The organism is Bradyrhizobium algeriense (assembly GCF_003062295.1).
Taxonomy (GTDB): domain Bacteria; phylum Pseudomonadota; class Alphaproteobacteria; order Rhizobiales; family Xanthobacteraceae; genus Bradyrhizobium; species Bradyrhizobium algeriense.
Window position 1 is genome coordinate 81,954 of the sequence record NZ_PYCN01000011.1, and the last position, 25,914, is coordinate 107,867.

Sequence of the window (25,914 nt, forward strand, 5' to 3'; positions counted from 1 at the left end):
TTACGAGGACAGGGGCTTTACTCCCCTAAAGATTGGAAAACACCATGGCAGGTGAACGCGAACGCGGCGGACGCGAACGGAGCAGGGATCGCGAAGAGCGCGACAGCGAGTTCGTCGACAAGCTCGTCCACATCAATCGCGTGGCGAAGGTCGTCAAGGGCGGCAAGCGCTTCGGCTTTGCGGCGCTGGTCGTGATCGGCGACCAGAAGGGCCGGGTCGGTTTCGGCCACGGCAAGGCGCGCGAAGTGCCCGAGGCGATCCGCAAGGCGACCGAGTCGGCGAAGCGCAACCTGACGCGCGTAGCACTGCGCGAAGGCCGCACGCTGCATCACGACATCGCCGGCCGCCACGGCGCCGGCCGCGTCTACCTGCGCGCCGCTCCGGCCGGTACCGGCATCATCGCCGGCGGCCCGATGCGCGCGGTGTTCGAAACGCTCGGCATCCAGGACGTGGTGGCGAAGTCGATCGGCTCGTCGAATCCCTACAACATGGTTCGCGCCACCTTCGACGCGCTGAAGCATCAGGATTCGCCGCGTTCGGTGGCCGCACGCCGCAACATCAAGGTGTCCACGCTGCAGTCGCGCCGCGTCGGCGGCGATGCCGAAGTGGTGGCTGAATAACCGGCGCGATTTTCAAGCGCTCTTTGGAGTTAAGAAGATGGCCAAGGCCGCAAAGACGATCAAGGTCGAGCAGACCGGCAGCGCGATCCGCCGCCACCACTCGCAGCGTGCGACGCTGATCGGCCTCAAGCTCAACAAGATCGGTCGTGTCACCGAGCTGCAGGACACGCCTGCAATTCGCGGCATGATCGCCAAGGTTCAACATCTCGTCCGCGTCGTCGGCGAGAAGTAAGATCGGAGCATGATCCCGAAAAGCGGGTACCGGTTTTCGGCTAAGATCATGCTCCAAGGATAAGGGAAACTAACGATGAAGCTCAGCGATATCGCCGACAACGCCGGCTCGCGCAAGAAGCGCATGCGCGTCGGCCGTGGCATCGGTTCGGGCAAGGGCAAGACTTCGGGCCGCGGCGGCAAGGGCCAGACCGCGCGTTCGGGCGTGCGCATCAAGGGCTTCGAGGGCGGCCAGATGCCGCTGCATCGCCGCCTGCCGAAGCGCGGCTTCAACAATATCTTCCGGCTCGACTTCGCCGAGATCAATCTCGACCGGCTGCAGGAGGCGATCGACGCCAAGCTGGTCGACGCCAAGGAAACCGTCACCGTCGAATCGCTGGTGAAGGCCGGCGTGATCCGTCGCGCCAAGGACGGCCTGCGGCTGCTCGGCCGCGGCGAACTCAAGGCCAAGCTCGCGATCGAGGTGCATGGCGCCTCGAAATCCGCGGTCGCGGCGGTCGAGAAGGCCGGCGGAACGGTGAAGATCCTGGCCCCGGCCAAGAAGGACGAAGGCGAGGCGGCGTAACATCTGCGTCATCGCCCGTTTTGTCGCGGGCGATCCGCACGTGAGAGCAATGGACTTATCGAAGCCGAGCACCAAATAATGTCCGGCGTCTGCCGATCGCCCCGGGGGAGGGGCGGCGGTTTGAGGGGCGGCGGGAGAAAGCCTGAACATGGTCTCAGCAGCAGAACAACTTGCGGCAAACCTCAATTTCGGCGCCTTGGCGAAAGCCGACGAACTGAAGAAGCGCATCTGGTTCACGCTGGGTGCGCTGCTTGTTTATCGGCTCGGCACCTATATCCCGCTGCCCGGCATCGATCCCGCGGTCTGGGAGCAGGTGTTCAAGTCGCAGGCCGGCGGCATTCTCGGCATGTTCAACATGTTCGCCGGCGGCGGTATCAACCGCATGGCGATCTTCGCGCTGAACATCATGCCGTACATCTCGGCATCGATCATCATCCAGCTCCTGACGACGGTATCGCCCAAGCTCGAAGCCTTGAAAAAGGAAGGCGAGGCGGGACGCAAGACGCTGAACCAGTATACCCGCTACCTCACGGTGGTTCTCGCCACGTTCCAGGCCTACGGCATCGCGATCGGACTTCAGGGCGCCGGCAACGTCGTCAGCGACCCCGGGATGTTCTTCCTGATCTCCACCACGGTCACGCTGACCGGCGGCACCATGTTTCTGATGTGGCTCGGCGAGCAGATCACCTCGCGCGGCATCGGCAACGGCATTTCGCTGATCATTCTGGCCGGCATCGTCGCCGAGCTGCCCTCGGCGCTGGCCAACATGCTGGAACTGGGACGCCAGGGCGCGCTGTCGACCGCCCTGATCCTGGTCGTGATCGTGATGGCGGTCGCCGTGATCGCCTTCATCGTGTTCATGGAGCGCGCGCAGCGCAGGCTCCTGATCCAGTATCCGAAGCGACAGGTCGGCAACAAGATGTTCGAGGGCCAGTCCTCGCATCTGCCGCTCAAGCTCAATACGTCAGGCGTGATCCCGCCTATCTTCGCCTCGTCGCTGTTGCTGCTGCCGGCCACCGTCGCAAACTTCAACGCCGGCCAGGGCCCGGAATGGTTCCAGTGGATCAACACCCAGCTCAGCCACGGCCGTCCGCTGTTCCTGATCCTCTACCTGAGCCTGATCGTGTTCTTTGCGTTCTTCTACACCGCGATCGTGTTCAACCCGACCGAGACCGCCGACAATCTGAAGAAACATGGCGGCTTCATCCCGGGCATCCGGCCGGGCGAGCGCACTGCCGAATATATCGATTACGTGCTGTCGCGCGTTACCGTGCTCGGCGCGATCTATCTGGCGATCGTCTGTCTGATTCCCGAGATCCTGATTTCCTACGCGTCGGTCCCGTTCTATTTCGGCGGCACCTCGCTCCTGATCGTCGTCAGCGTGACCATGGATACGGTGGCGCAGGTGCAGGGCTATCTGCTGGCCCATCAGTATGAGGGGTTGATCAGGAAATCCAAGCTGAGGGGCCGCCGCCGCTGATCTCGCGGAAACGCTGCGGTCTGAATTTCAATAAGAGGGTGTGCGGCATTTCGCTCACCAAGCCGGGGGGCGAAAAGTCATGAGATTGATCCTTTTGGGTCCGCCGGGTGCGGGTAAGGGAACCCAGGCACAGCGGCTGGTTCAGAAGTACGGCATCATCCAGCTCTCGACCGGCGAGATGCTGCGCGCGGCGGTCGCATCCCAAACGCCGGTCGGCCTGCAGGCCAAGGACATCATGGCGAGCGGTGCGCTGGTGCCGGATGAGATCGTGATCGGGATCATCTCCGACCGTCTCGACCAGCCTGACATGAAGAACGGTTTCATCCTCGACGGCTTTCCCCGCACGGTGCCGCAGGCGGCCGCCCTCGACGAATTGCTGAAGAAGAAGCACATCAAGCTCGACGCCGTGGTCGAACTGCGCGTCAACGAGAGCGCGCTGCTGGACCGCGTCGAGACGCGCGTCGCCGAGATGCGGGCCCGTGGCGAGGAAGTGCGAATCGACGACACCCCGGAAGTGCTGTCGAAGCGGCTGGCGAACTACCGTTCGCTGACCGAGCCGCTGATTCACTATTATTCCGAGCGCCGGAAGCTCCTGACGGTCGACGGGATGATGACCATCGAGCACGTCACCCGCGAGATCAACCGGATCCTGTCCGCGATCGGCGCGGTGGAACCCAGAGCGGCGGCGCCGGCCCGGAAGGCCAGGGGAGCCGCCAGGAAGACTGCCGGGCTCGCGGGCAAAAAAGCCGCCAAAACCGCCAAGAAGGCCGTCAGAACGGCCCGTAAGGCCACCAAACCGGCTTCCAGGGCGGCTAGTAAGGCCGCTTCGCTGGCCAAGGGGCGGGGAACCGCCAAGGCCAAAAAGGCAGCAAAAAAGACCACTTCGAGGCCTGCCAAAAAGGTCACGAAAAAGCGAGCTAAGCGATAGAGGCGGTTGACGAAACCGAGTTGAATCCTTTAATAAGCCCCGCATCCAAGTCGGATAGTTTTTGACGATGCCGGGCCCCGAAGCAGATGAGGGGAAGGGCGTCGTGTTCGCGTTTGCGGAAACCTGCCCGAGATAGCAAGAACTTAAGGCCGGCCCATGAGGGATCGGCGACAGGAGAGAAGTCCGTGGCCCGTATTGCCGGCGTGAATATCCCGACCAACAAGCGCGTTCTGATCGCGCTCCAGTACATTCATGGCATCGGCCAGAAGAACGCGGCCGAGATCGTCGAGAAGGTCAAGATCCCGCTGGATCGTCGCGTCAGCCAGCTGAGCGACCAGGAAGTCCTGCAGATCCGCGAAGTGATCGACCGCGACTACCTCGTCGAAGGCGACCTTCGCCGTGAGACCGGTATCAACATCAAGCGGCTGATGGACCTCGGCTGCTATCGCGGCCTGCGTCATCGTCGCGGTCTGCCGGTGCGCGGTCAGCGCACCCACACCAACGCGCGCACGCGCAAGGGCCCGGCCAAGTCGATCGCCGGCAAGAAGAAGTAATTTTTCGAATAGCAGATGGTGAGCAGCGAATAGAACTATTCGCCGCTCACCGTTCGCTTCTTAGGTGTAGCCGCTGGCAGTACGGCGGCGTTTGAGATCACAGGAAGGTTTTAGGTAATGGGCAAGGAAGCCACCCGCGTACGCCGTCGCGAACGCAAGAACATCGCCTCGGGCATCGCGCACGTCAATTCGTCGTTCAACAACACGACCATCACCATCACCGACGCGCAGGGCAACACCATTGCCTGGTCGTCGGCCGGCACGATGGGTTTCAAGGGCTCGCGCAAGTCGACCCCCTATGCCGCGCAGGTCGCGGCCGAAGACGTTTCCAAGAAGGCGCAGGAACACGGCATGCGCACGCTGGAAGTGGAAGTTGCCGGCCCCGGTTCGGGCCGCGAATCGGCGCTTCGTGCGCTGCAGGCGGCGGGCTTCACCGTGACGTCGATCCGCGACGTGACGACGATCCCGCACAATGGTTGCCGTCCGCGCAAGCGCCGGCGCGTCTGATGTTCGATTGCGGGCGGTTTTGCTGCCCGCAGTCGCTTTTGGAATTTTCCGCGGACTGATCCGCGATCTCCAACGCCGGTGATTTGAAGGCAGATCGACTGGCCCATGGGTGACAAAGTGACGATCCAGAAAAATTGGCAAGAACTTATTCGACCGAACAAGCTGCAGGTATCGCCGGGCACCGACGCGACCCGGTTCGCGACTGTGGTCGCCGAGCCGCTCGAGCGCGGCTTCGGCCAGACGCTCGGTAACGCGCTGCGCCGCATCCTGCTGTCGTCGCTGCAGGGCGCCGCCGTGCAGTCGGTGCACATCGACGGCGTGCTGCACGAGTTCTCCTCGATCGCGGGCGTTCGCGAGGACGTCACCGACATCGTGCTCAACATCAAGGACATCTCGATCAAGATGCAGGGCGAAGGCCCCAAGCGCATGGTCGTCAAGAAGTCCGGCCCGGGCGTTGTCACCGCCGGCGACATCCAGACCGTCGGCGACGTCGTGGTGCTCAATCCCGACCTGCAGATCTGCACGTTGGACGAGGGCGCGGAAATCCGCATGGAGTTCACGGTCGCCGCCGGCAAGGGTTATGTCGCCGCCGAGCGTAACCGGCCCGAGGACGCGCCGATCGGCCTGATCCCGGTCGACAGCCTGTTTTCGCCCGTGCGCAAGGTCTCCTACAAGGTCGAGAACACCCGCGAAGGCCAGATCCTCGACTACGACAAGCTGACCATGACGATCGAGACCAACGGCGCGATCTCGCCGGAGGACGCGGTGGCTTATGCCGCCCGCATCCTGCAGGACCAGCTCAACGTGTTCGTGAACTTCGAAGAGCCGCGCAAGGAAGTGGCGCAGGAGATCATCCCCGATCTCGCCTTCAACCCGGCGTTCCTCAAGAAGGTCGACGAACTCGAACTGTCGGTGCGTTCGGCAAACTGCCTGAAGAACGACAACATCGTCTACATCGGCGACCTCGTGCAGAAGTCGGAAGCGGAAATGCTCCGCACCCCGAACTTCGGCCGCAAGTCGCTAAACGAGATCAAGGAAGTGCTGGCCCAGATGGGTCTGCATCTCGGCATGGAAGTGCCGGGCTGGCCGCCGGAGAACATCGACGAGCTCGCCAAGCGCTTCGAAGATCACTACTGATCGAATAACAAGCCAGAGCGCGATGATGTTTCGTCGCGCTTTTTAACGGGCGAACGCAGGCAGCCCACCTGAGCAACAAGTCCGACGAACCGTCGCGACGAATAGAAGGAATAGTTCAATGCGTCACGGCAAGGTTCATCGTAAGCTCAACCGCACCGCCGAGCATCGCAAGGCGATGTTCGCCAACATGTGCGCGGCGCTGATCAAGCACGAGCAGATCGTCACCACGCTGCCGAAGGCGAAGGAATTGCGCCCGATCGTCGAGAAGCTGGTCACCCTCGGCAAGAAGGGTGGCCTCGCCATGCGCCGCCAGGCGATCTCGGAAATGCGCGACAAGGATCAGGTCAAGAAGCTGTTCGACGTGCTGGCGCCCCGCTACAAGGACCGCCAGGGCGGCTACACCCGCATCATCAAGGCCGGCTTCCGCTACGGCGACAACGCGCCGATGGCCGTGATCGAGTTCGTCGACCGCGACGTCGATGCCAAGGGCCAGGACTCCGGCCCGGTGCAGGAAAAGGAAGCCGAAGCGGCGTAAGCTCCGCCTACATTCGTTTCGAAAGCGGCGCCCCCCGGGGCGCCGCTTTTTATTTGCGCATCTGACGCGCGCTGGCTGCAATTGTGATCGTATCCGCCGCTCCCGATATCGCTGTCATCAACGATGGAGATGACGGATGAAAATCGATCTTTCGGGCAAGACGGCGCTGGTGACTGGCTCCACCTCCGGTATCGGCCACGCAATTGCCAAGGGCCTCTTGGCTGCCGGCGCGGACGTGGTGATCAATGGCCGGACGCAAGCCAAGGTCGATGCCGTGGCTGCCGCGCCCGGCAAGACCGCTGATAAGGCCGGCGGCAAGGTGCGGGGAGTTGCCGCTGATGTCTCGACGGCGGCGGGATGCAAGGCCCTGGCTGCGGCGCTGTCTGATGTCGACATTCTCATCAATAACGCCGGCATCTTCGAGCCCAAAAACTTCTTCGATATTCCGGATGAAGACTGGAGCCGCTTTTTCGATGTCAACGTGATGTCCGGCATCCGTTTGTCGCGCGCCTACATGCCGGGCATGCTGAAGCGGAATTGGGGCCGTATCGTTTTCATCGCCTCGGAGTCGGCGCTGATGATTCCCAGGGAGATGATCCATTACGGCATGACCAAGACGGCGCAGCTCGCAGTTTCGCGCGGCCTTGCCGAGTTGACCCGGGGTACCGCTGTTACCGTCAATTCAGTGATGCCGGGGCCGACCATGTCCGAAGGCGTCGAGACTTTCGTTGCCGATCTCGCCAGGCAGAACGGCCAGTCCGAGCAGGATGCGGCCGCGCAGTTCATCAAGCAGCATCGCCCCGGATCGCTGATCCAGCGCTTTGCCAGCGTCGAGGAGATCGCCAATATGGTGATCTACGTCAGTTCGAAAGAGGCTTCCGCCACCAACGGCGCCGCGCTGCGGGCAGAAGGCGGATTGATTCAGACCATCGCGTGAGGTGCGAGATGTCGGCCTATATTATTTCCGAAGTCGATGTGCGCGATGCGGCAAGCTTCGAGGCTTATCGCTATGGCGGCCGCTATCTGGTCCGCGGCGGCGGCGCAAACTTGATCGAAGGCGGCCCGCCGCCGAAAACCATCATTGTCGTCGAATTTCCGACGATGCAACGTTTACGCGAATGGTACGCATCGCCGGAATATGCGGAGGCCTGAAAGTGCGGCAGACGGCGCTCGATCGCCGGCTGATCTTCGTTGAGGGCGTCGCGCCAGTTTGAGCTTGCAGTGCAATGTCGCGCTGAAAGCGGCGCGTCAGCGATATCTTTGCATGTTCAATGTGTTGCGGTGCTCCATTCTGCTCGGAACAAGAGCGTGAAAAATCTGTTTTTCCCGTAGCCGCGCTGACGCGGTTTGAGGAGGAACTGATGAAGAAGCTGTTCATACTTGCGGCCGCCGCTTCGCTGCTTGCGACGATGGCGAATGCTCAGACGACGACCGTAGAAACTACGACCGGCGCTGCGGGCGCTACGATTAGGATCGAGCCGGAATATCGCACCAAGATCAAGAGCTATGTGACCGAGCACAAGATCCGTCCGGTGGAAACACGGGAACGGATCGTGGTTGGCGCCACGGTGCCGACCGACGTCGAACTCGCGCCGGTGCCTTCGGATTGGGGCCCGTCAGTGACGAAGTATCGCTATGTCTACTCGAACGACCGCGTGATGCTGGTTGATCCCAGCACACGCACCGTGGTGCATGAAATCGACTGACGCGCGCTTGCCCTACCAATCAAAAAGGGCCGCCATGTTGGCGGCCCTTTCGATTCGATGCATCACCAGCGACGCCAGTAGCCGCCGTAGTACCGCGGACCATAGAATCGCGGACCGCCATAGTAGGCGTACGCCGGGCGGATCACGCGACGATAGCGAACCACGGGATAGTAGGGATCGCCGTAATACCCACCATAGTAAGCCGGCGCGTACCCGCCGTAATAGCCCGGGTAGCCGCCATAATATCCGTAACCCGGACCATAGGCGTAAGCGCTGGATGCGATGCCGCCGATTATCGCTCCCGCCAAAAGTCCGCCGGCCAAGCCTGGTCCCCATCCCCCTCCGCGCCAGTGGGCTTCCGCCGGCGATGGCGCCGTTACGGCCGTCATGCCCAGGACCGCCGCAGCAGCCAGAGCTAAAGGTGCTTTCCTCATGGACCACTCCTTTCCTTAAAGACAGACGCCAGCCACATTACATTCGAGCGAAGTTCATTCTTTTGCAAAAACAGACATTCGCTAAACACATTCGAGTGAAGTTCGTTGCCTAAGTGCCGGCTTCCAAACGGCTTTGGCGGCAGATTTAATTTTCATGAATGGGTGTTCAGGCGACGGGGAAGGGAGACGCCGTCGCGAAGCACCATTTTTTCACGGTCCGGAACCCGTTGCAGCGCGAGAATACTGCTCGCGCTGCGCTGCGAACATCGGCCATCACGCCAGGCCGATCTTGCCGCGCGACACGCCGGTTTCCAGCAAGCGAGCCACGGACGAATATCGCCTCAGTCGAAATCCAGAAAACCCGGCCGGCCGGAAATCGGCGGCTGGCGGCGCAGCCAGGCGAGATCGGGGACGGGGCGGGCCGTCTCCGGATTGGCGGCAAGCAGCGCCTCGATCTCGCGGGCAACGGCAAGCGTTGCGACATCGCCGCCGCGCGGGCCGATGATCTGGATACCGAACGGCAATCCGGCGCCGTCGCGGCCGGCCGGTATCGCCACCACCGGATGTCCGGCATTGGTGACGGCATAGGCCAGCGCCAGCCAGTGGAAATAGCTTTTGGTCGGCGTGCCGTCGATCATGGCTGGGTAGAGCTCCGACCACGGCCGCGGGCTGATCGTGACCGTTGGCGCGATGACAAAATCATGCTCGCCGAAGAATGTCTGCCAGCTCCGATAGAGCGCGGTCTGCAGCGACAGCGCACGCGCCACGTCGAGCGCGGAATAGCCGAGCCCCTCGGCAACATTGTCGCGAATATTGGGACCCACTCTGTCCGGATATTTCTCGGCGAGTTCACGGTGACGCCCCAGAAATGCAACGGCGCGCAGGATCCGGAACACCTCGTCGGCATGGCTGCAATCCGGATGGGTCCATTCGAGGCTGCGAAATGCCGATCCGAACGTCGCGAGTTTCTTCTCGAACGTCTCGGCGATGGCGCGCTCCGTCGGCGCAAATCCGAAATCGAATGTCGCTGCGATCCGCGAGGTAGCGAGATCGACCCTTGGCGGATTGCGATAGGTCTCGCGCACGGGCGTTCCGCCGGCGTGAAGGATGGCCGACAGCGGATCGCGCGCGTCGCGATCCAGCATGCAGGACAGCATCAGGCACGCGTCCGATACATTTCTCGCCATCGGTCCAAGCTGCGAGATTTGCAGCCAGGCCATGTTGCGGCTGTTGCTGGCGATCAGCCCGGGCGAGGGGCGGAAACCGACGACACCGCAAAACGCGGCGGGGTTTCGCACTGAGCCTCCCGTGTCCGAACCGGTCGCGAGCGGCACCATGCCGGTGGCAAGCGCCACCGCCGATCCGCCGGATGAACCGGCGGCGGAGCGTTCGGGATCGAACGGATTACCGGTCGCGCCATGAAGCGCGTTGCGGGTGTTGCCACCCGCGCCCCATTCGGGGACGTTGGTCTTGCCGACGACGATCGCGCCCGCGCGCTTGAGCATTGCGACGATTGCCTCGTCCTCGGCCGCGATGTTGTCCGCGAATAGCACGCTGCCAAAACTCGTCGGCAGCCCCTTGGCGTCGATCAGGTCCTTCACCCCGAGCGGAAGCCCGTGCAGCGGGCCGAGCGCATCGCCGCGCATCACGGCAGCCTCGCTCTCCCGCGCCGCTGCGCGCGCGGACTCGAACGAGCGTGCGATGACCGCGTTGACGGCGGGATCGACCTCTTCGATCCGCCGGATGCAACTGTCCATCAGTTCGACCGGCGAAAGCTTGCGCTCGCCGATCAGCGCCCGGGCCGTTACCGCGGGCAGATCGCACGGCTCGGTCATATCAGGATTACTCTTCCTTGATCCCGCCCTTGCGGGCCAGTTCCTTCATCTCGGCCGTTTCCCTGGCGATGAAACCCGGCCAGTCCGAATAGCGCTTGAAGCCGGCTTCGTACCCGACCTTCTTAAAGCGCTCGATCACCGCAGGGCTTGCGATCGCCTCTTCCAGCACCGAGGTCAGCCGATCGCGAATGGCCGGCGGGACTCCCTTCGGCACGACCACGGTACCCCAGGAGACAAGGTCGATATTGGGATAACCGAGTTCGGCGAGCGTCGGAACGTCGGGAAGGAACTGCGAGCGCTTGGCGGAGAACACCGCCAGCGGGCGAACCGTGCCGGCTTCGATCTGCGGCCTGATCGCGATCACGGTATCGACGTGGTACTCGATGTGCTTGCCCATCAGGTCGTTCATCGCCGGCGCGCTGCCCCTGTAGGGCAGGTGCACCATCTTGATGCCGGCACTCGATTTGAACAGCTCGCCGGCAAAATGCGAAATGGTCGCCACGCCAAAGGAAGCCAGCGATAGCTTGTCTGGATTGGCCTTGGCCGCCGCAACCAGCGCAGCAACGTCCTTGATCGGATTATCGCGATTGGTGACCAGCACCATCGTTATGGTGCCGGTCTGGGCGATCGGCTCGAAATCCTTCGCGCTGTCATACGGCACATTCTCCTTCACCGCATTCTGCAAGGTGAAGGTCGAATTCGAGCTGGAGAACAGGGTGTAGCCATCGGGAGCGGCGATGGCGACCTCCTTGGCGGCGATCGTGGTGCCGCCGCCGGGGCGATTGATCACGATGACGGGCTTGCCCAGACGGGTCTCGAGCTCGCCGGCAAGGATGCGCCCGACGACGTCGGAGGCGCCGCCTGCCGGAAAGGGCACGATCAACTGCAGCGGTTTTTCGGGGTAGCTACCTTGCGCTGTTGCGATCGAAGCACAGCCCACCACACAGGCCGACGCTATCGCGGCCGTCAGAAACATCCGTATCATGTCGAAACAGGTCTCCTGTCTTCCGTGTTCCCCGGCAATTCGCGCCGGGGTTTTCGGCGACAGCCGGCCCGGATCGATGAAACAGCGTCCCTTGAATCGACGTCCCGATCAACCCTGTTGTTGGGCTGCTACCATCCCTCCAGCACGATTTTGCCCCGCGATTTGCCTGACTCTAGCAACGCGTGCGCCCGCTTCAGATTGGCCGCGTTGATGGTGCCAAAAGTCTGGTCAAGGGTGGTGCGCAGGACGCCTTTGTCGATCAGGTCTGCCACATCGTTGAGCAGATGATGCTGGGCGATCATGTCAGCCGTCTGGAACGACGAGCGCGTGAACATCGATTCCCAATGGATCGAGACCGCTTTGCCCTTGAACGCGCTGACGGTGAATTCCGGGGGATCGTCGATCAGGCCGAACTTGCCCTGCGGCGCGATGAAATCGGCGATCGCCTTGTAGTGCTGGTCGGTGAAGGTGAGGCTCGCGACCAGCGCCACCGGCGGCACTTTCAGCTTCTCGATCTGCGCCTTCATCGGTTGGGAATGGTCGATCACGGCATGCGCGCCGAGGTCGAGGCACCATTTTTGCGACTCCGGCCGCGTGGCGGTGGCGACCACCGTCAGCCCGGTGAGGCGGCGCACGAGCTGGATCAGGATCGAACCGACGCCGCCGGCGCCGCCAGTGATCAACAGCGTGCGCGGATCGACGCTCTTCCCCGGCACGGCGCCGAGTCGGTCGAACAGCAACTCCCAAGCGGTGATCGAAGTGAGCGGCAGCGCGGCGGCCTGCGCGAACGAAAGCGATTTCGGCTTCTTGCCGACGATCCGTTCGTCGACCAGATGAAATTCCGCATTCGTGCCCTGACGCAGGATCGAGCCGGCGTAGAATACTTCATCACCCGGCTTGAACAGGGTTACGTCGGGACCGACGGCATCGACGATTCCGGCGGCGTCGTAGCCGAGGATTTTGGTCTCGCCCTCTGGCGGGGCGGCGCGCTTGCGGACCTTGTAGTCGACCGGGTTGGCCGAGATCGCCTTGACGGCGACCCTGATGTCGCGGCCCTTCGGTTCCGGCTTGGCGGTTTCGAAATCGATCAGCGAATCCGCGTCCTCAATGGGGAGCGATTTTCGGTATCCGACGGCTTTCATGCCACGTCTCCTGCCTGTTTGAACGGGTGGATGCCTAACTGTCGCGCTAGCATCAAATTGGCAAGTACTGTAAATTCGGGGAACTAGTCCCTGTTTGTATACTATTGGGAAAAATCCATGAAACGGCGGAATTTTGCCCACCGGCCGGGTTGCGCGGTCGAAGCAACGCTCGATCTGATCGACGGCAAGTGGAAGGGCGTCATCCTGTTCCACTTGCAGGCCGGCACCCAGCGGTTCGGGGAGTTGCGGCGGCGGATGCCCGGGATTACCCAGCGCATGCTGACCAAGCAGCTTCGGGCGCTCGAGGACGACAAGCTAGTGATCCGCAAGGTCTATGCCGAGGTGCCGCCGCGGGTGGAATACACGCTGTCGGACATTGGCGAGAGCCTGCGGCCCGTGATCGAGACGCTGCGGGCGTGGGGCGAGGGCCACCAGGAACGGCTATCCTGCGCGCCTGCACCGGACGCCGTCAAAACGCCCGATCGTGCGGCCTGACTGCCGGTATTGTATCCACGTTATCTTCTCTCGTTGCCGCCTCGCATCTATATGTGAGGCGCCAAATTCCAGGATTTTCGCATGAATTTGATCCGCTTCTTCGCCCTGCTGCTGGCCTCGGCAGCCGTTGCAACGCCTGCGCCGGCGCAGGACCGGCGCGTGCCGTCCTCGGGCGCCGAGCTCCGGCTGTCCTACGCGCCGATCGTGCAGCGCGCGCAGCCGGCAGTGGTGAACGTCTATGCCGCCAAGACCGTGCAGAACCGCAACCCGCTCTTGGACGACCCGGTCTTCCGCCGCTTCTTCGGCGTCCCCGGCCAGCAGCCCGAGCAGATGCAGCGCTCGCTCGGATCGGGCGTGATGGTCGATCCCACAGGCCTCGTGGTCACCAACAACCACGTCATCGAGGGTGCCGATCAGGTCAAGATTTCGCTCGCCGACAAGCGCGAGTTCGAGGCCGAGATCGTGCTCAAGGACAGCCGCACCGATCTGGCCGTGCTGCGCGTGAAGGACGGCAGGGAGAAATTCGCCACGCTGGAGTTCGCCAATTCGGATGAACTGCTGGTCGGCGACGTCGTGCTCGCGATCGGCAATCCCTTCGGCGTCGGCCAGACCGTCACCCACGGCATCGTTTCGGCACTGGCCCGCACCAAAGTCGGCATCACCGACTACCAGTTCTTCATCCAGACCGATGCGGCGATCAATCCCGGCAATTCCGGCGGCGCGCTGGTCGACATGACCGGCAAACTCGTCGGCATCAACACCGCGATCTTTTCGCGCTCCGGCGGCTCGCAGGGCATCGGCTTTGCTATCCCGGCCAACATGGTGCGCGTGGTGGTGGCGTCGGCCAAGAGCGGCGGCAAGGCCGTCAAGCGGCCGTGGCTGGGCGCGAAACTGCAGGCGGTGACGCCCGAAATCGCCGAGACGCTGGGGCTGAAACTGCCGAACGGCGCCCTGGTCGCCAATGTCGCGCCGAACAGTCCGGCTGCCCGCGCCGGGCTGAAGCCTTCGGATCTGATTGTAGCGATCGAAGGCCAGACGATCGACGAGCCTAACGCGTTCGACTACCGCTTCGCTACAAGGCAGCTCGGCGGCGCTGCGCAGATCGACGTGCAGCGCGCCGGCAAGACCGTGAAATTGACGGTGCCGCTGGAGACGGCACCCGACACCAACCGCGATGAAATCGTGCTCACCGCGCGCTCGCCGTTCCAGGGCGCCAAGGTCGCCAATATTTCGCCGGCGATTGCCGACGAGCTGCATCTGGATTCCCAGACCGAGGGCGTCGTGGTGATCGATCTCGCCGATGGCGGCACTGCGGCCAGCGTCGGGTTCCAGAAGGGCGACATCATCCTTGCGGTCAACAGCCAGAAGATCGCCAAGACCAGCGACCTCGACAAGGCGTCGAAAGTATCGTCGAGGCTCTGGCGCATCGTCGTGGTGCGCGGCGGCCAGCAGATCAACGTGACGCTGGGCGGATGAGCCCGAAACAACCTCGCGAGGCGACCAACCTCTTCGCCGCGGCGGGGATGGAGCAGGATGCGCCGCGTCCGCTGCCCGACCGGCTGCGCCCGCGCACGCTCGCCGACGTCGTCGGCCAGGATCATATCCTTGGTGCCGACGGCGCGCTGACGCGCATGCTGGCGACGCGCACGCTGGGCTCGCTGGTGTTCTGGGGGCCGCCCGGCACCGGCAAGACCACGGTGGCACGGCTGCTGGCTGATGCCACCGAACTGCATTTTGAGCAGATTTCGGCAGTGTTTTCCGGCGTCGCCGACCTCAAGAAGGTGTTCGACGCGGCGCGCGCCCGCCGCGAGATGGGCAAGGGCACGCTGTTGTTCGTCGACGAGGTGCATCGTTTCAACCGCGCCCAGCAGGATTCGTTTCTGCCCGTGATGGAAGACGGCACCGTGGTGCTGGTCGGCGCCACCACGGAAAACCCGTCGTTTGAACTCAACGCCGCGCTTCTGTCACGGGCGCGGGTGCTGGTGTTTCATTCGCTCGATGCCTCCGCGATCGAAAAACTGTTTGCGCATGCCGAAAAGATCGAGGGCCGGAAACTACCGCTCGATCCGGAGGCGCGCGCCGTGCTGGTGCGGATGGCCGATGGCGACGGTCGCGCCGCGCTGACGCTGGCCGAAGAGGTCTGGCGCGCCGCGCGCAAGGATGAAATCTTCAACGCCGCGCAGCTGCAGGAAATTTTGCAGCGCCGCGCGCCGATCTACGACAAATCCGCCGACGGCCATTACAATCTGATCTCCGCGCTGCACAAATCGGTGCGCGGCTCCGACCCGGATGCGGCGCTGTATTATCTCGCGCGCATGCTGGATGCCGGCGAGGATCCGCTGTTCCTGGCGCGGCGCGTGGTGCGGATGGCGGTCGAGGATATCGGCCTTGCCGATCCACAGGCACTGGTGATCTGCAATGCCGCCAAGGATGCGTTCGATTTTCTTGGGTCTCCCGAAGGCGAACTCGCGATCGCGCAGGCCGTGATCTATCTCGCCACCGCGCCGAAATCGAACGCCGCCTACAAGGCCTTTGGCGCTGCGATGCGCACGGCGAAGGAGGGCGGTTCGCTGCTGCCGCCAAAACATATTCTCAATTCGCCGACCAAGCTGATGAAGTCGGAAGGCTATGGCTCCGGCTATGAATACGACCACGACGCGCCGGACGCGTTCTCCGGGCAGGACTACTTTCCGGAAGCGCTGGGGCGGAAAACCTTCTACGATCCGCCGGATCGCGGTTTTGAGCGCGAAATCCGCAAGCGGCTGGATTACTGGGCGAAGTTGCGAAGGGAACGTGAGCGCGAATGAACAGTTTCGGGAACTATCTTGCACAGACCATTCGCGCCACGGCCTTTGTGGCGGCGCTGGCGTCCACGCTTGCGGCTGCTGCCGAGACCGTCGAGGTCGTGCCGGGCGTGCAAGTGACGAAGCGGACATATTCCGCGCCGGTCAACGAGCAGCCATTTTTTGGATTCGCGGTCAAGAGTCCGGAGGAGAAGGCCGCCGATGAAAAATTTGTAGACGCCATCGTGGGAGCCGCCGGTTCGCGTGAAAAGGCTTTCGACGAAACGACTATGCGTGGCTGGAGAGCGATAAATACCGGCAAGATCAAGGAAGCCGCGGTGCGATTTAATCAGGCGTATCTGATTTTGCCTGAACAGAGCCGCGTCTATCATGGCTTCGCGGTGGTTGCCCAAGCGCGATTCAATGACCTGGATGCCGCGGACGAGTTCTTCAGGATCGCGCTGGAGCGGCCCAACCCGGTAAAGGCCCTCAAGGCCGATTATGGCCGCTTCCTGCTGGTCGCCAAACGGCCGCGCGATGCGCAGTCCGTGCTGGAGCAGGCGGTCAAGGACGCGCCGGATTTCGGCGACGCCTGGACCAATCTCGCCTGGGCGCGCTTCCAGAACGGCGACGCGGCGGCGGCCTGCGCGGCGGCGGAGGAGGCTGCCAAGCGCCGTCCGTCCAACAATTCCATGGGCGATCTGACGGCGGTCAGAAACGTCGCGCAGTGCAAGTAGCTCGAGTGCAAATAGCTCGAGCCGCTTGGACCAGCCGGGCGACGCGGTTGTCATGCCGCAGCCGAAACGGCGCATCGGCAATGCCGCTGAACCGCGCCGTTCGCTGCAACGTCTTTCGCGTCAAGCCGACCTTACTTCGTAGACACGAATGCTCGAAATGTAGGGGTTGCCTTGGGCCATCTTCTCGGCGTCGTCGAGATTTGCCGCGTTGACGATCGTGAAGCCGGTGATGGAGTCGGGCCCGAGCGAAAGGTCCTTCGTTCCGCCCTTCGAGATTTCGCGACCATTGCCGAAGCCGCCCATGTCAACGGTATGCGGCTTGGTTGCTTCAAACCATTTGCCCCAGGCAGCCATGATTTCCGGGGTGGGCTTCTCAAATCCGTAATGCAACAGCACAAACTTCTTCATGCTCGACTCCTCTTCACCGATAGGGGCATTTGCTTTCTCTTCGGGGATTTCGCCTTCGGCGCGATAGCTTCGGCATACCGCAGCGAAAGATTGATCCAGGATGCGCGCCTGCGCGGGTCGGCCATCAGTTCGTCGGGCAATCGCACATATTCACGCATCGGCCGGCCCGGCATGGGCTCGAAGCGCCGTTCGCCGAATTCGGCGCTGAACCGGGCGCGATCCTTCTCCGATAGCCGTATAATGAAATCGTTCTGATGCAGCCCGATAAAGAGGTTTCCGTTGGCGAAGGCCGCCGGGTAGCCGAACATCTTGCGGCGGGAAACGCTTGTGCCTGACGGAACCGACTTCTCGAACAGATCGATCAGCGACCGTGGTGATTTCGTCCAGGCCACCGGTCCCTCCCGTCAGTTTGCAGCGGGCGCGATACGCCGGCGATCCGCGAGGTCGAACAGAAGGGGAAGCTTGCGGACGAGCGCGATTGTGCCGCTTACTCTGGCGCGCTTCGCCTCAATCGCATCCTGAAGCGATACGCTCATGCCGACAATCTGCAGCACCGCGTCGAACGGGGCTTCCAGCGTCCCCTTGCAATCGGTGAGGCCTCTCTGAATCGTTGTCCCGACGCCGCTGCCCGCGACGGTGAAGCCGGCCGATTTCTTGCCATGGGTGACCACGAGGCCGACCCTGATTTCCGGCACGGGTGAGCGCTTCGCAATGGCATCAAGGCCGAGCAGCACCCAATCCGGCTCGAACGTGTCGCCCGGCACCGGCGGAAACAGGAAGCGGCCGCCCCAGCGGATCAACTCCCGGATCGCGGGCTGAATCTCCCGGCCGATCTCCGTCAGCTCGTACACCTGCGCATTGACCGGAGGCGGCAAGGCGGTCCGCCGCACGACGTTGCATTCGGTCAGGGCGGTGAGGCGCGTTGTCAGCAAGGTTGGGCTCATGCCGTCAAGATGATCCAGGAGATCGCCAAATCGCTTCGGCCCGAGAAGAAGCTCCCGAATAATCAGGAGAGTCCATCGCTCGCCGATGATTTCCGCCGCGCGGGCAAGCGCGCAGAATTGCGGATAGTGAAGGTTGCTCATGCCTCTAGGTCGGTTTCCTCCGCATCATCTTCGGTAGGCAAGCGCGATCAAGGGCCCCACGATGGCGAATTGGAGGATCGTGAACGCGGTTTCGAGCAGCACAAAATCTGGCACCGAAACCATCACATTCTTGGCTCCGACCGCGAGCGTGGTGAATGACCACGACAGCAGGCCCGCGCCAAGACCATACAAGAGCCCGTCCTTCACGAAGGAGCCGCTACTTTGCATGAATACGCGCGGGAACAACCACGAGAAGATCGCGCCCTGGATGATCATCGAAGCCAGTCCGAAGGCGATCACCGGCTCGTCGCGATAGATCTGTAGCGCGTGGTACTTCTGCTCGAACAGGACGAGATGCCAGACGAAGGCGATCGGAAAGGACGGAAGCAGATAGGCGGCAAATCCAAGCCAAAAGCTGCGGACGCCGGTTGGGCGGGCGACATCGGATGCTGCTGACATCGGAAAGCTCCAGCTCACTACATTTTTTATAGTACATACTATAAAATCTGGAGTCAAATCGCGGCAGCTTCGCTGTAACGGCGTTCCGGGCGCAAGGCCGTAATGCGCCCTGAACTCCGTCGCTATTTTCCGGTCTTCACGAATTCCAGGATCTGATCGGTCAGCCGGGTGTCGGCGGTGTTGATCGAATACACCTCGGACATGTGGCTGTGCTGCGGCAGCAGGAAAGTGCGCGCGCATCCGCCAGCGCGTTTGCAGCTTGCATCTTTCGCTAGATCGAATTGCAGCACGAAGCCTTCCGGATCCAGTTCGGCGGCAGCCATCATCAGCGGGATATCCGTTGTTGCCAAACCGGACAGCGAGGATCGTTCGGCGTAGCGTGCGGGATCGGCGCCGAAATAGGCGCGCCCGGTATCGGCGAGCGGTGTCGCGGTCAGGTCGTAAATTCCCGAGAGCATGATCGCGCCGGCCAGGCCACCACCCTTCACCTTGTGGAATTCGGGATGCGAGACATAGTTTGCGACGTGAACCGCGCCGGCGGAATGTCCCATCAGGTAGATGCGCGCGGGATTGCCGCCACGCTCGCCGATCTTGTCGGTGATCCACTTGACCGCGGTGGCGATATCCTCGGTGCCCGCCGGCCAGGGTGCCAGTGGCGCGAGCCGATAGGTGACGTTGACGCCAACGAAGCCGCTCCTTGCCGCCCATAGCATGATGTTGTCGTAGAACGGGCTGGTCGGTGTGGTCCGCTTGTTGCCGCCGACGAATGCGCCGCCATGGACAAAGATCAGCACCGGCCGGGCCGACGTCGCCGTATCCGGCACGAAAATGTCGAGCAGATTGCGATCGGCCGGACCGTATTTGACGTCCCGCTCGACCTTGACGCCCTGATAGGGCTCTTTTTCCTGCAGCGGCGCGTAGAGCTCCACGGTCTTCGGCGGGTCGATGACGCGGCCGAGTTCCAGGAGCTTCCAGGCCAGATCCTCCGGCATCTGCGCCCACGTCGTGCTAGCGACCATTGCCGCCAGAACGGTCAAAGCCGATCTTGGTAATTTCATCCGGACTACCCCACGTTTCTTGGTTGTTTGGCCTAACTTGGCCGATCCGGTGCCTGATTTGTACTGAATTCGCCGTGACGATTCGCTGCTTTTGCGCTACGCAACCGCATAACTTTCGGAGCCGCAGCCATCATGAGCCGACGCGTCAAGAGACCTCTCCGCCCCGCGGGCGATCGCCCGAAGGGCGCGCGTCCTTATCGAGGCTCGTCAGCCGAGCGGCCGGCGGCACATCGCCCGGGCGGCAAGCCTCCGGCGCGGTTTCCGGCTTCGCCGCCCCGTGCGGCGAAGCCTTTTGTGCCTGAGCCCGAGAAGATCGTCGCCGAGCTGCCGCCGCTCCCGACCAAGGTTCAGACCGTCGTCGTCACCGCCGATGAGAACAACATGCGCGTCGACCGCTTCCTCGAGGCGCGCTTTCCGGGGCTTTCGTTCTCCCACATCCAGCGCATCGTTCGCAAAGGCGAGCTGCGCGTCAACGGCAAGCGCGCCGACAGCAAGGATCGGCTCGAAGAAGGCCAGAGCGTTCGCATTCCGCCGCTCAAGCTCGACACGCCGAAAGGCGCGGGCCCGCTGTCCGAAGCCGCCACCAAAACACTGAAGGCGCTGAAGGAGATGATCATCTTCGAGGACGCCGACGTCATCGTGCTGAACAAGCCGGCGGGGCTTGCCGTGCAGGGCGGCTCCGGCATCACGCGAAATGTCGACGACATGCTGGAAGTGATGCGCGACGCCAAGGGACAGAAGCCGCGGCTGGTGCACCGGCTGGACCGGGAAACGTCGGGCTGTCTGCTGATCGCGAAAACCCGCTTTGCCGCGACCGCCTTGACCGGCTCATTCCGCCATCGCTCGGCGCGCAAGATTTACTGGGCGCTGGTGGCCGGCGTGCCGAAGCCGAAGCAGGGCCGCATCTCGACCTATCTTGCCAAGGAAGAGAGCGAAGAGGACAGCATCATGCGGGTGGCAAAACACGGCGACGAGGGCGCAAGCCACGCGGTGACCTACTATGCCGTGGTCGAGACCTCCGCTCAAAAACTGGCCTGGGTGTCGCTGAAGCCGGTCACCGGGCGAACCCATCAATTGCGCGCCCATATGGCCCATATCGACCACGCCATCGTCGGCGATCCCAAATATTTCAACAAGGAGAACTGGGCGCTGCCGGGCGGCCTGCAGAACCGGCTGCATCTGCTGGCGCGGCGGATCGTGATCCCGCACCCGCGCGGCGGCGTCATCGACGTCAGCGCGCCGCTGCCGCCGCACATGCTGCAATCCTGGAATCTGCTGGGACTGGAGCACGACCGGTTCGATCCGATCGAGAACGCGCCGGAGGAATAACACAGATACGTGACCCGCGGGTCTGCGCAACAACTGTCAAACCGGAAGCGCACGCATCGGGTATGGTTCGGCGGTGTCATCCAATTGAGGGCTCCGCATGATTGGAAATCTGCTCCGCACCGCGCTTTTCCATTGCCTTCTTGCGGCGACCGCCGGCATCGGCGCTACGGCCAACGCGCAGACCCTCGCCCTCGTCGGCGGCAAGGTCTACGCGTCGCCTGACGCCGCGCCGCTCGACGATGCGGTCGTCGTCACGGCTAACGGCGTCATCACCTCGATCGGAAGCCGCAGCGACGTACAAATTCCCTCCGATGCGCGCATCATTGATTGCGCCGGCATGACGGTGGTTGCGGGCTTCTGGAACAGCCACGTCCACTTCACGCAAGCGGTATGGAAAAACGCAGGCTCCGCTCCCGCCGCACCGTTGCAGGAGCATATGCGGGAGATGCTGACGCGGTGGGGTTTTACGACCGTCTGGGATATTGGCTCCGACCCAAGCGATACCCTGCCGTTGCGCCGCCGGATCAATTCCGGGGAAGTGCCGGGCCCAGATATCCATGCGGCGGGCAGTGTCTTTCCGAAAGGCGGCCATCCCGCCTATCTGCCACCGGAGATGCAACTCCCCGAAGCTGCGACGCCCGACGAGGCCGCGCAAATGGCGCGCGGCTATCTGCGGGCGGGCCTCGACGGCGTAAAGCTGTTCACCGGCTCCTTCAAGGGCTCCGGCAAGCCGGTCGTGAATATGGATCCGGCCATCGCCAAGGCAGCCGTCGATGTGGCGCATGCCGTGGGCAAGCCGGTATTCGCCCATCCGCAGAACATGGCGGGCGTGGACGCCGTGATCGCGGCCGGCGTCGACATCATGGCTCACACGGTACCCGGCGAGCCGGTCTATTCGCCCGAGCAACTCGCGCGGTTCAAGCAGCAGGGCATTGCCCTGGTTCCGACGCTGTCGCTGTTTGCAAAACTCCCGGTCGCGCCCGATATCGCTGCGCGCCTCGTTACGACGACCGTCAATCAGGTCAAGGCGTTTTCCGACAATGGCGGTCCGGTCCTGTTCGGCACCGATGTCGGCTTCACCACGATCTACGACACCACGCTCGAATATGAGCTGATGCACCGCGTGATGTCCGCGCGCCAGATCCTGGCGTCGCTGACGACCAACCCCGCGCAGTATTTCAAGGCCGCGAAGAAGGGGCGGGTCGAGAAGGGATTTGACGCCGACGTCGTAGTGCTCGACGGCGATCCCACAGCCGACGTCACCAACCTCGCCAAGGTCGCCTACACGATCCGGGCGGGCAAGGTGATCTATCAAAAGCCGTGACGTCGGTTGGAACCCGGTATCCGCGTTGCCTCCGGAACCAGCATCGCAGGATGTTGCCGCAACTTCCTCATCGGCTTTATTTGCATCCACCGTTATCGTATTGTCAGACCTGAGTTTATCACCGCCCGCGGGAAGCCGAGCACGAGATGCGTGAACTATTCGATGAATTCGCCGGACATTCGCCGCTCGATCCGGAGGAGGCGGTGCGACGCGCCACGCGCACTCCCCGGCGCAAGCGCTTCTACAAGGAGGCCGGCACGGCCGCGGCCGATGGCGGGTTTGCCGTCACGCTCGACGGCAAGCCGATCCGCACGCCTTCCGGCCGGCAGGTCGTCGCGCCGGCCAGCGCCATCGCGGAAGCGATCGCTGCGGAATGGAATGCCCAGGGCGAGACCATCGATCCCCTGACCATGCCGCTGACGCGCTTTGCCAACAGCGTCGCCGAGATCACCGATCGCGTCGATGCCGTGGCTGACGATGTCGCAAAATACCTCGGCACGGATCTGCTGTTCTATCGCGCCGGCCATCCTGAGGCGCTGGTCGCGCGCGAAGCCGCGCATTGGGACCCGGTACTGTCCTGGGCCGCGAACGAACTCGGCGCCCATTTCATCCTGTCCGAGGGCATCGTGCATGCCGCCCAGCCGCCGCAGGCGATCAAGGCCGCCCGCGGCGTGTTCCCGGCCGACCCCTGGTCCGTGGCCGCCCTGCATGTGGTGACGACGCTGACGGGCTCGGCGCTGCTGGCGCTGGCGCTGCTGCATGGCGTCCGCGATCCCGATCAGGTCTGGGCGGCTGCCTATGTCGATGAGGATTGGAACGCCGAAAAATGGGGCGTGGACGAGGAGGTGGCGGCCCGCCGGGCCGCCCGGCTGGTCGATTTCCGGGCCGCGGTGCGCATTCTCAAGGAATTGAATCCCGGCGCGCCTTCCTCGCGCTGAGGTCGGCTTCCGCCGGCCGCGAATCGGGGCGATGTGCTAGTATAAGTTGCACGTATCGGCATGGTGACGGCGCATTGTCTGGACAATCGCGCGTCGTATTGGGTTTGCGTCTTGCCTTGGCGCAGGTGCAGCAACCTCAAGACGAAACGATTGTTGCCGCGAGTTGCGCTCATCAAAATTGTTGACCGCGGATCTGCGAATGACCGTTTTCAAACCGGGAAATCTCGTGGTGCTGAAATCCGGTGGTCCGGTAATGACCGTGGATGCGGTGAACACCGATATTTTCGATGACAACAAAGTCACGGGGATCGTCTGCGTCTGGTTTGTCGGCGAGAAGCTTGAGCGCGTACGGTTCGGACAGGATGCGATTGAACCCGCACGATTGCAAAAGACCTCTTCAAGAAAACGAAAGGCGCGTTTGGGGGAGGTCGCCGGCGAATACAAGATGGTTCTTGATGAGATGGTCGCCGCCATGAACACCCCGGCGGATACCGGGGGTGAAGTTTCAAGCAAGGTGGCCAAACGGCCAAAGTCCGCAAACACCGTTGTTGAACAACCGGAGACCGCGCCGGCTCCCAAGGGTGTCGCTGCCTGACGGGGTGCAAGTGGAATTGCCGCTACTAACGGGCCTGAGCGGGCAGAGTATTAACGAGAGGTTTACGACGCCGGGTTAGTCTCCAGTCTGGCCGAGACCTCAAAACATGGCGATATCAATCAATCCCGTTCTCCCGGTGCTATCCGCCCAAGAGGCTGGCGGCATTGCGCCCGAGCTTGTGCTGCAGCCGGGAAGCGTGGTCAACGCGCAGGTCCTGAAGGTGTTGTCCGCCGATCTGGTGCGGATTGCGATCGCCAGCCTCTCGATCGACGTGGCCTCGGAAATTCCGTTGCAGCAGGGCCAGAACCTGCAGCTTGCGGTCATGCAGACCAAGGATGGCGGCATCCGCCTCGCATTGCTGGGGCAGGGCGGCGATGCCGCGGCCGACGCCGTTACCTTGTCACCCGATGCGCTGGCCGATGCCGCAGTCAATCGGCCGGCCATCGTGTCACCGAAGAACGTGCTGACGCCGCTGGAGCGCATAGCCGTCTCCACAGCCGCGCAAGCCGCGGTCACCGAACAGGACAGCCTGGCGCCGCTGTTTGCCAATCTCGGCGCGGCGGTTTCTTCCAGCAACCTGCCGCTAAAATTGCAGGCGGCGATTGCGCAGGTGCTGGCGCAACAGACCAGCCTCGACCAGAACCTCGACGGCGGCGACATCAAGACCGCGTTCCAAAAGTCTGGAATCTTCCTCGAGGCGTCGCTGGCGGCGGGTTCAGTTCCCCCGAGCGGCGTTCCCGATCTCAAGGCCGCGCTGATTGTGCTTCGCCAGACCCTGCAGTCGGCGCTTGGTAGTAACGCAACGCCGGCGACACCGGCCGGGGCGCAACAAGCCGCGCCGCCGCAGGCCGCCGCCGCGAGCCTTGCACCGTCTTCGTCGCCCACCGTCGATATGCCGGAAATCCTGCTGCCGCAGGCACGGTTGGTGGTCGCCGAAAACCTCGCGCTGGCCGGCCAGGCCGCCCGCAATCCGCTTGCGGCGGCGTTCGACGCCGGACCTTCGGCCGGTGCGACCTTGAACCTGCTGCAGGAAGCGCTGCAGGAGCTTGGCACCCCGGCGCGGATAGCCGCCACGCCGAAAGACGTTCGAGGCAGCGACGTGGCCTTCCACACCAACACGCCGCCGCCACCCGTCCGCGGCGCGCTTCCGGCCGCGCAGCCAATTGCATCGCCGACGCTTGCGCCGCATGCGCCGCTAGAGGCAACCGCGCATCACCTGCTCGATGACACCGATGCCGCCATCGCGCGGCAAACCCTGCTGCAGGTGGCGTCCTTGCCTGATCGTATCGACACTTCGGCGCCGAAGGCCGACATGAATGCGCCGCGCTGGAATTTCGAAATTCCGTTCGCGACGCCGCAGGGCACGGCGATGGCGCAGTTCGAGATTTCCCGCGATGGCGGCAGCGAGGAAGTCGAGGCCGCCAAGCGGGTGTGGCGGGCGCGCTTTTCGCTCGACGTCGAGCCGGCCGGCCCCGTTCACGCGCTGATATCGCTCACCGGCGAGAAGACCTCGGTGCGGATCTGGGCGGAACGGCTCGCGACTGCAGAGCAATTGCGCGCCGGCGCATCCGACCTGAGCCAGGCGCTGAGCCGGGCCGAACTTACGCCCGGCGACATCGTGATCCGCGACGGCGCGCCGCCGCAGCCCGCGCAAGCCGCCCGTGCCGGGCATTTTCTGGACCGCGCGCTATGAGCGTCGAGACCAAAAGCAAGCTCGCGGTCGCGCTGCACTATGACAAGACCGGCGCCCCGCGCGTCGTCGCCAAGGGCAAGGGCGTCATCGGCGCGAAGATCATCGAACTCGCCCGCGAACATGACATCCCGATCGAGGAGAACGAGGTGCTCGCGGGCGCCTTGTCCCATGTCGAAATCGGTGACGAAATTCCGCCGGATCTCTACAAGGCCGTCGCCGAAGTGCTGGTCTTCGTGCTGCGGCTGTCGGGGCGGATCCGCTGATTGCGAGAGCTTTTCGCGCGAGCGGACGGCCTCCTTGCGCCGGGAACACGGATCAAACTAAAGGCCCGCTTGTCATTGTTTTACCACG

General features: G+C 63.1%; 30 protein-coding genes and 1 pseudogene. 22 read left to right on the top strand and 9 right to left on the bottom strand.

What is annotated here, in order from left to right; all coding sequences use genetic code 11:
* The first annotated feature begins 44 nt into the window (after positions 1–44).
* The 12 genes and pseudogenes from rpsE to C7G61_RS21625 all read left to right on the top strand — a co-directional run bounded on the left by rpsE (position 45) and on the right by C7G61_RS21625 (position 8,263).
* Positions 45–620 carry a 30S ribosomal protein S5 gene (gene rpsE, locus C7G61_RS21570; protein ID WP_028349043.1) on the top strand — a complete coding sequence of 192 codons (576 nt, stop codon included), beginning with the start codon at positions 45–47 and terminating at the stop codon, positions 618–620.
* A 37-nt stretch (positions 621–657) separates the two neighbouring features.
* Positions 658–852 (top strand): 50S ribosomal protein L30, encoded by a 195-nt coding sequence (rpmD, locus tag C7G61_RS21575; RefSeq protein WP_057849116.1) that lies wholly within the window; start codon positions 658–660, stop codon positions 850–852.
* A gap of 75 nt (positions 853–927) precedes the next feature.
* Positions 928–1,416: a 50S ribosomal protein L15 gene (rplO, locus tag C7G61_RS21580; protein WP_108518109.1), complete on the top strand. Its 489-nt coding sequence runs from the start codon at positions 928–930 to the stop codon at positions 1,414–1,416.
* Between the two features lie 148 nt (positions 1,417–1,564).
* A complete protein-coding gene (secY, locus tag C7G61_RS21585) occupies positions 1,565–2,896 on the top strand; it encodes a preprotein translocase subunit SecY (protein WP_108518111.1) in 1,332 nt (443 codons plus the stop codon).
* 79 nt (positions 2,897–2,975) lie between these two features.
* The gene (locus C7G61_RS21590; RefSeq protein WP_108518113.1) at positions 2,976–3,824 is read left to right on the top strand and encodes an adenylate kinase; all 849 of its coding nucleotides are present in this window, start codon (positions 2,976–2,978) and stop codon (positions 3,822–3,824) included.
* Between the two features lie 185 nt (positions 3,825–4,009).
* A complete protein-coding gene (gene rpsM, locus C7G61_RS21595) occupies positions 4,010–4,378 on the top strand; it encodes a 30S ribosomal protein S13 (protein WP_025588626.1) in 369 nt (122 codons plus the stop codon).
* A 117-nt stretch (positions 4,379–4,495) separates the two neighbouring features.
* Complete coding sequence (rpsK, locus tag C7G61_RS21600; RefSeq protein WP_006021048.1) at positions 4,496–4,885, top strand: 30S ribosomal protein S11; 390 nt, start codon at positions 4,496–4,498, stop codon at positions 4,883–4,885.
* A 105-nt stretch (positions 4,886–4,990) separates the two neighbouring features.
* A complete protein-coding gene (locus tag C7G61_RS21605) occupies positions 4,991–6,022 on the top strand; it encodes a DNA-directed RNA polymerase subunit alpha (protein WP_108518115.1) in 1,032 nt (343 codons plus the stop codon).
* A gap of 118 nt (positions 6,023–6,140) precedes the next feature.
* Positions 6,141–6,557, top strand: a complete 417-nt coding sequence (gene rplQ / locus C7G61_RS21610; protein WP_108518118.1) for a 50S ribosomal protein L17 — start codon at positions 6,141–6,143, stop codon at positions 6,555–6,557.
* 136 nt (positions 6,558–6,693) lie between these two features.
* Positions 6,694–7,494 (top strand): SDR family NAD(P)-dependent oxidoreductase, encoded by an 801-nt coding sequence (locus C7G61_RS21615; protein ID WP_108518120.1) that lies wholly within the window; start codon positions 6,694–6,696, stop codon positions 7,492–7,494.
* A gap of 8 nt (positions 7,495–7,502) precedes the next feature.
* Positions 7,503–7,771: pseudogene (locus tag C7G61_RS21620) on the top strand (DUF1330 domain-containing protein).
* 147 nt (positions 7,772–7,918) lie between these two features.
* The gene (locus C7G61_RS21625; protein WP_108518123.1) at positions 7,919–8,263 is read left to right on the top strand and encodes a DUF1236 domain-containing protein; all 345 of its coding nucleotides are present in this window, start codon (positions 7,919–7,921) and stop codon (positions 8,261–8,263) included.
* Between the two features lie 62 nt (positions 8,264–8,325).
* Here the strand turns inward: C7G61_RS21625 and C7G61_RS21630 are convergent, their stop codons facing one another.
* From C7G61_RS21630 to C7G61_RS21645, 4 genes are all read right to left on the bottom strand, one after another.
* On the bottom strand, positions 8,326–8,697 hold the full coding sequence (locus C7G61_RS21630; protein ID WP_108518126.1) for a hypothetical protein: 372 nt from the start codon (positions 8,695–8,697) through the stop codon (positions 8,326–8,328).
* 341 nt (positions 8,698–9,038) lie between these two features.
* On the bottom strand, positions 9,039–10,532 hold the full coding sequence (locus tag C7G61_RS21635; protein WP_108518129.1) for an amidase: 1,494 nt from the start codon (positions 10,530–10,532) through the stop codon (positions 9,039–9,041).
* A 7-nt stretch (positions 10,533–10,539) separates the two neighbouring features.
* The gene (locus tag C7G61_RS21640) at positions 10,540–11,517 is read right to left on the bottom strand and encodes a Bug family tripartite tricarboxylate transporter substrate binding protein (protein WP_108518132.1); all 978 of its coding nucleotides are present in this window, start codon (positions 11,515–11,517) and stop codon (positions 10,540–10,542) included.
* 128 nt (positions 11,518–11,645) lie between these two features.
* Positions 11,646–12,659 carry a zinc-binding alcohol dehydrogenase family protein gene (locus C7G61_RS21645; RefSeq protein ID WP_108518135.1) on the bottom strand — a complete coding sequence of 338 codons (1,014 nt, stop codon included), beginning with the start codon at positions 12,657–12,659 and terminating at the stop codon, positions 11,646–11,648.
* Positions 12,660–12,776: 117 nt separating this feature from the next.
* Between C7G61_RS21645 and C7G61_RS21650 the strand changes: the two genes are divergently transcribed.
* The 4 genes from C7G61_RS21650 to C7G61_RS21665 all read left to right on the top strand — a co-directional run bounded on the left by C7G61_RS21650 (position 12,777) and on the right by C7G61_RS21665 (position 16,674).
* A complete protein-coding gene (locus tag C7G61_RS21650) occupies positions 12,777–13,154 on the top strand; it encodes a winged helix-turn-helix transcriptional regulator (RefSeq protein WP_108518138.1) in 378 nt (125 codons plus the stop codon).
* An 81-nt stretch (positions 13,155–13,235) separates the two neighbouring features.
* Positions 13,236–14,630, top strand: coding sequence for a DegQ family serine endoprotease (locus C7G61_RS21655; protein ID WP_108518141.1), 1,395 nt, complete (start codon positions 13,236–13,238; stop codon positions 14,628–14,630).
* Positions 14,627–15,961, top strand: coding sequence for a replication-associated recombination protein A (locus C7G61_RS21660; protein ID WP_108518143.1), 1,335 nt, complete (start codon positions 14,627–14,629; stop codon positions 15,959–15,961). Before C7G61_RS21655 ends, C7G61_RS21660 begins: the two co-directional genes overlap by 4 nt.
* Positions 15,958–16,674, top strand: coding sequence for a tetratricopeptide repeat protein (locus C7G61_RS21665; protein WP_108518145.1), 717 nt, complete (start codon positions 15,958–15,960; stop codon positions 16,672–16,674). Before C7G61_RS21660 ends, C7G61_RS21665 begins: the two co-directional genes overlap by 4 nt.
* A 120-nt stretch (positions 16,675–16,794) precedes the next feature.
* Here the strand turns inward: C7G61_RS21665 and C7G61_RS21670 are convergent, their stop codons facing one another.
* From C7G61_RS21670 to C7G61_RS21690, 5 genes are all read right to left on the bottom strand, one after another.
* Positions 16,795–17,082, bottom strand: coding sequence for a YciI family protein (locus C7G61_RS21670; RefSeq protein WP_108518147.1), 288 nt, complete (start codon positions 17,080–17,082; stop codon positions 16,795–16,797).
* Positions 17,079–17,474 (bottom strand): TfoX/Sxy family protein, encoded by a 396-nt coding sequence (locus tag C7G61_RS21675; protein ID WP_108518149.1) that lies wholly within the window; start codon positions 17,472–17,474, stop codon positions 17,079–17,081. The genes C7G61_RS21670 and C7G61_RS21675 overlap by 4 nt, the downstream gene beginning before the upstream one ends.
* 12 nt (positions 17,475–17,486) lie before the next feature.
* Entirely contained in the window at positions 17,487–18,167 is a 681-nt protein-coding gene (locus C7G61_RS21680) for a winged helix-turn-helix transcriptional regulator (protein ID WP_108518152.1), read from the bottom strand.
* Positions 18,168–18,191: 24 nt separating this feature from the next.
* Positions 18,192–18,626: a hypothetical protein gene (locus C7G61_RS21685; protein ID WP_108518155.1), complete on the bottom strand. Its 435-nt coding sequence runs from the start codon at positions 18,624–18,626 to the stop codon at positions 18,192–18,194.
* A gap of 122 nt (positions 18,627–18,748) precedes the next feature.
* The gene (locus C7G61_RS21690) at positions 18,749–19,684 is read right to left on the bottom strand and encodes an alpha/beta hydrolase (protein WP_108518158.1); all 936 of its coding nucleotides are present in this window, start codon (positions 19,682–19,684) and stop codon (positions 18,749–18,751) included.
* A gap of 132 nt (positions 19,685–19,816) precedes the next feature.
* On the opposite strand from C7G61_RS21690, the gene C7G61_RS21695 reads away from it, so the two are divergent.
* The 6 genes from C7G61_RS21695 to C7G61_RS21720 all read left to right on the top strand — a co-directional run bounded on the left by C7G61_RS21695 (position 19,817) and on the right by C7G61_RS21720 (position 25,826).
* Positions 19,817–21,013, top strand: a complete 1,197-nt coding sequence (locus C7G61_RS21695) for an RluA family pseudouridine synthase (protein ID WP_108518160.1) — start codon at positions 19,817–19,819, stop codon at positions 21,011–21,013.
* 97 nt (positions 21,014–21,110) lie between these two features.
* The gene (locus C7G61_RS21700) at positions 21,111–22,337 is read left to right on the top strand and encodes an amidohydrolase family protein (RefSeq protein WP_108518164.1); all 1,227 of its coding nucleotides are present in this window, start codon (positions 21,111–21,113) and stop codon (positions 22,335–22,337) included.
* A gap of 146 nt (positions 22,338–22,483) precedes the next feature.
* The gene (locus tag C7G61_RS21705) at positions 22,484–23,275 is read left to right on the top strand and encodes an ATP12 family chaperone protein (RefSeq protein WP_108518167.1); all 792 of its coding nucleotides are present in this window, start codon (positions 22,484–22,486) and stop codon (positions 23,273–23,275) included.
* A 199-nt stretch (positions 23,276–23,474) separates the two neighbouring features.
* The gene (locus tag C7G61_RS21710) at positions 23,475–23,870 is read left to right on the top strand and encodes a DUF2158 domain-containing protein (RefSeq protein ID WP_108518169.1); all 396 of its coding nucleotides are present in this window, start codon (positions 23,475–23,477) and stop codon (positions 23,868–23,870) included.
* Positions 23,871–23,976: 106 nt separating this feature from the next.
* Positions 23,977–25,563, top strand: a complete 1,587-nt coding sequence (gene fliK, locus C7G61_RS21715; protein WP_108518171.1) for a flagellar hook-length control protein FliK — start codon at positions 23,977–23,979, stop codon at positions 25,561–25,563.
* The gene (locus C7G61_RS21720) at positions 25,560–25,826 is read left to right on the top strand and encodes an EscU/YscU/HrcU family type III secretion system export apparatus switch protein (protein ID WP_108518173.1); all 267 of its coding nucleotides are present in this window, start codon (positions 25,560–25,562) and stop codon (positions 25,824–25,826) included. The genes fliK and C7G61_RS21720 overlap by 4 nt, the downstream gene beginning before the upstream one ends.
* The last annotated feature ends 88 nt before the right edge of the window (positions 25,827–25,914 follow it).

Bases quoted from the DNA above. Each gene is read 5' to 3' on its own strand.
- C7G61_RS21630 (WP_108518126.1), bottom strand. From the start codon at position 8,697: ATGAGGAAAGCACCTTTAGCTCTGGCTGCTGCGGCGGTCCTGGGCATG.
- C7G61_RS21710 (WP_108518169.1), top strand. From the start codon at position 23,475: ATGACCGTTTTCAAACCGGGAAATCTCGTGGTGCTGAAATCCGGTGGT.
- C7G61_RS21705 (WP_108518167.1), top strand. From the start codon at position 22,484: ATGCGTGAACTATTCGATGAATTCGCCGGACATTCGCCGCTCGATCCG.
- C7G61_RS21650 (WP_108518138.1), top strand. From the start codon at position 12,777: ATGAAACGGCGGAATTTTGCCCACCGGCCGGGTTGCGCGGTCGAAGCA.
- rplO (WP_108518109.1), top strand. From the start codon at position 928: ATGAAGCTCAGCGATATCGCCGACAACGCCGGCTCGCGCAAGAAGCGC.
- rpmD (WP_057849116.1), top strand. From the start codon at position 658: ATGGCCAAGGCCGCAAAGACGATCAAGGTCGAGCAGACCGGCAGCGCG.
- C7G61_RS21720 (WP_108518173.1), top strand. From the start codon at position 25,560: ATGAGCGTCGAGACCAAAAGCAAGCTCGCGGTCGCGCTGCACTATGAC.
- secY (WP_108518111.1), top strand. From the start codon at position 1,565: ATGGTCTCAGCAGCAGAACAACTTGCGGCAAACCTCAATTTCGGCGCC.
- C7G61_RS21685 (WP_108518155.1), bottom strand. From the start codon at position 18,626: ATGTCAGCAGCATCCGATGTCGCCCGCCCAACCGGCGTCCGCAGCTTT.
- C7G61_RS21605 (WP_108518115.1), top strand. From the start codon at position 4,991: ATGGGTGACAAAGTGACGATCCAGAAAAATTGGCAAGAACTTATTCGA.
- rplQ (WP_108518118.1), top strand. From the start codon at position 6,141: ATGCGTCACGGCAAGGTTCATCGTAAGCTCAACCGCACCGCCGAGCAT.
- C7G61_RS21640 (WP_108518132.1), bottom strand. From the start codon at position 11,517: ATGATACGGATGTTTCTGACGGCCGCGATAGCGTCGGCCTGTGTGGTG.
- C7G61_RS21690 (WP_108518158.1), bottom strand. From the start codon at position 19,684: ATGAAATTACCAAGATCGGCTTTGACCGTTCTGGCGGCAATGGTCGCT.
- C7G61_RS21670 (WP_108518147.1), bottom strand. From the start codon at position 17,082: ATGAAGAAGTTTGTGCTGTTGCATTACGGATTTGAGAAGCCCACCCCG.
- rpsE (WP_028349043.1), top strand. From the start codon at position 45: ATGGCAGGTGAACGCGAACGCGGCGGACGCGAACGGAGCAGGGATCGC.
- C7G61_RS21615 (WP_108518120.1), top strand. From the start codon at position 6,694: ATGAAAATCGATCTTTCGGGCAAGACGGCGCTGGTGACTGGCTCCACC.
- C7G61_RS21645 (WP_108518135.1), bottom strand. From the start codon at position 12,659: ATGAAAGCCGTCGGATACCGAAAATCGCTCCCCATTGAGGACGCGGAT.
- C7G61_RS21590 (WP_108518113.1), top strand. From the start codon at position 2,976: ATGAGATTGATCCTTTTGGGTCCGCCGGGTGCGGGTAAGGGAACCCAG.
- C7G61_RS21625 (WP_108518123.1), top strand. From the start codon at position 7,919: ATGAAGAAGCTGTTCATACTTGCGGCCGCCGCTTCGCTGCTTGCGACG.
- C7G61_RS21660 (WP_108518143.1), top strand. From the start codon at position 14,627: ATGAGCCCGAAACAACCTCGCGAGGCGACCAACCTCTTCGCCGCGGCG.
- C7G61_RS21695 (WP_108518160.1), top strand. From the start codon at position 19,817: ATGAGCCGACGCGTCAAGAGACCTCTCCGCCCCGCGGGCGATCGCCCG.
- fliK (WP_108518171.1), top strand. From the start codon at position 23,977: ATGGCGATATCAATCAATCCCGTTCTCCCGGTGCTATCCGCCCAAGAG.
- C7G61_RS21700 (WP_108518164.1), top strand. From the start codon at position 21,111: ATGATTGGAAATCTGCTCCGCACCGCGCTTTTCCATTGCCTTCTTGCG.
- C7G61_RS21680 (WP_108518152.1), bottom strand. From the start codon at position 18,167: ATGAGCAACCTTCACTATCCGCAATTCTGCGCGCTTGCCCGCGCGGCG.
- C7G61_RS21655 (WP_108518141.1), top strand. From the start codon at position 13,236: ATGAATTTGATCCGCTTCTTCGCCCTGCTGCTGGCCTCGGCAGCCGTT.
- C7G61_RS21665 (WP_108518145.1), top strand. From the start codon at position 15,958: ATGAACAGTTTCGGGAACTATCTTGCACAGACCATTCGCGCCACGGCC.
- rpsK (WP_006021048.1), top strand. From the start codon at position 4,496: ATGGGCAAGGAAGCCACCCGCGTACGCCGTCGCGAACGCAAGAACATC.
- C7G61_RS21635 (WP_108518129.1), bottom strand. From the start codon at position 10,532: ATGACCGAGCCGTGCGATCTGCCCGCGGTAACGGCCCGGGCGCTGATC.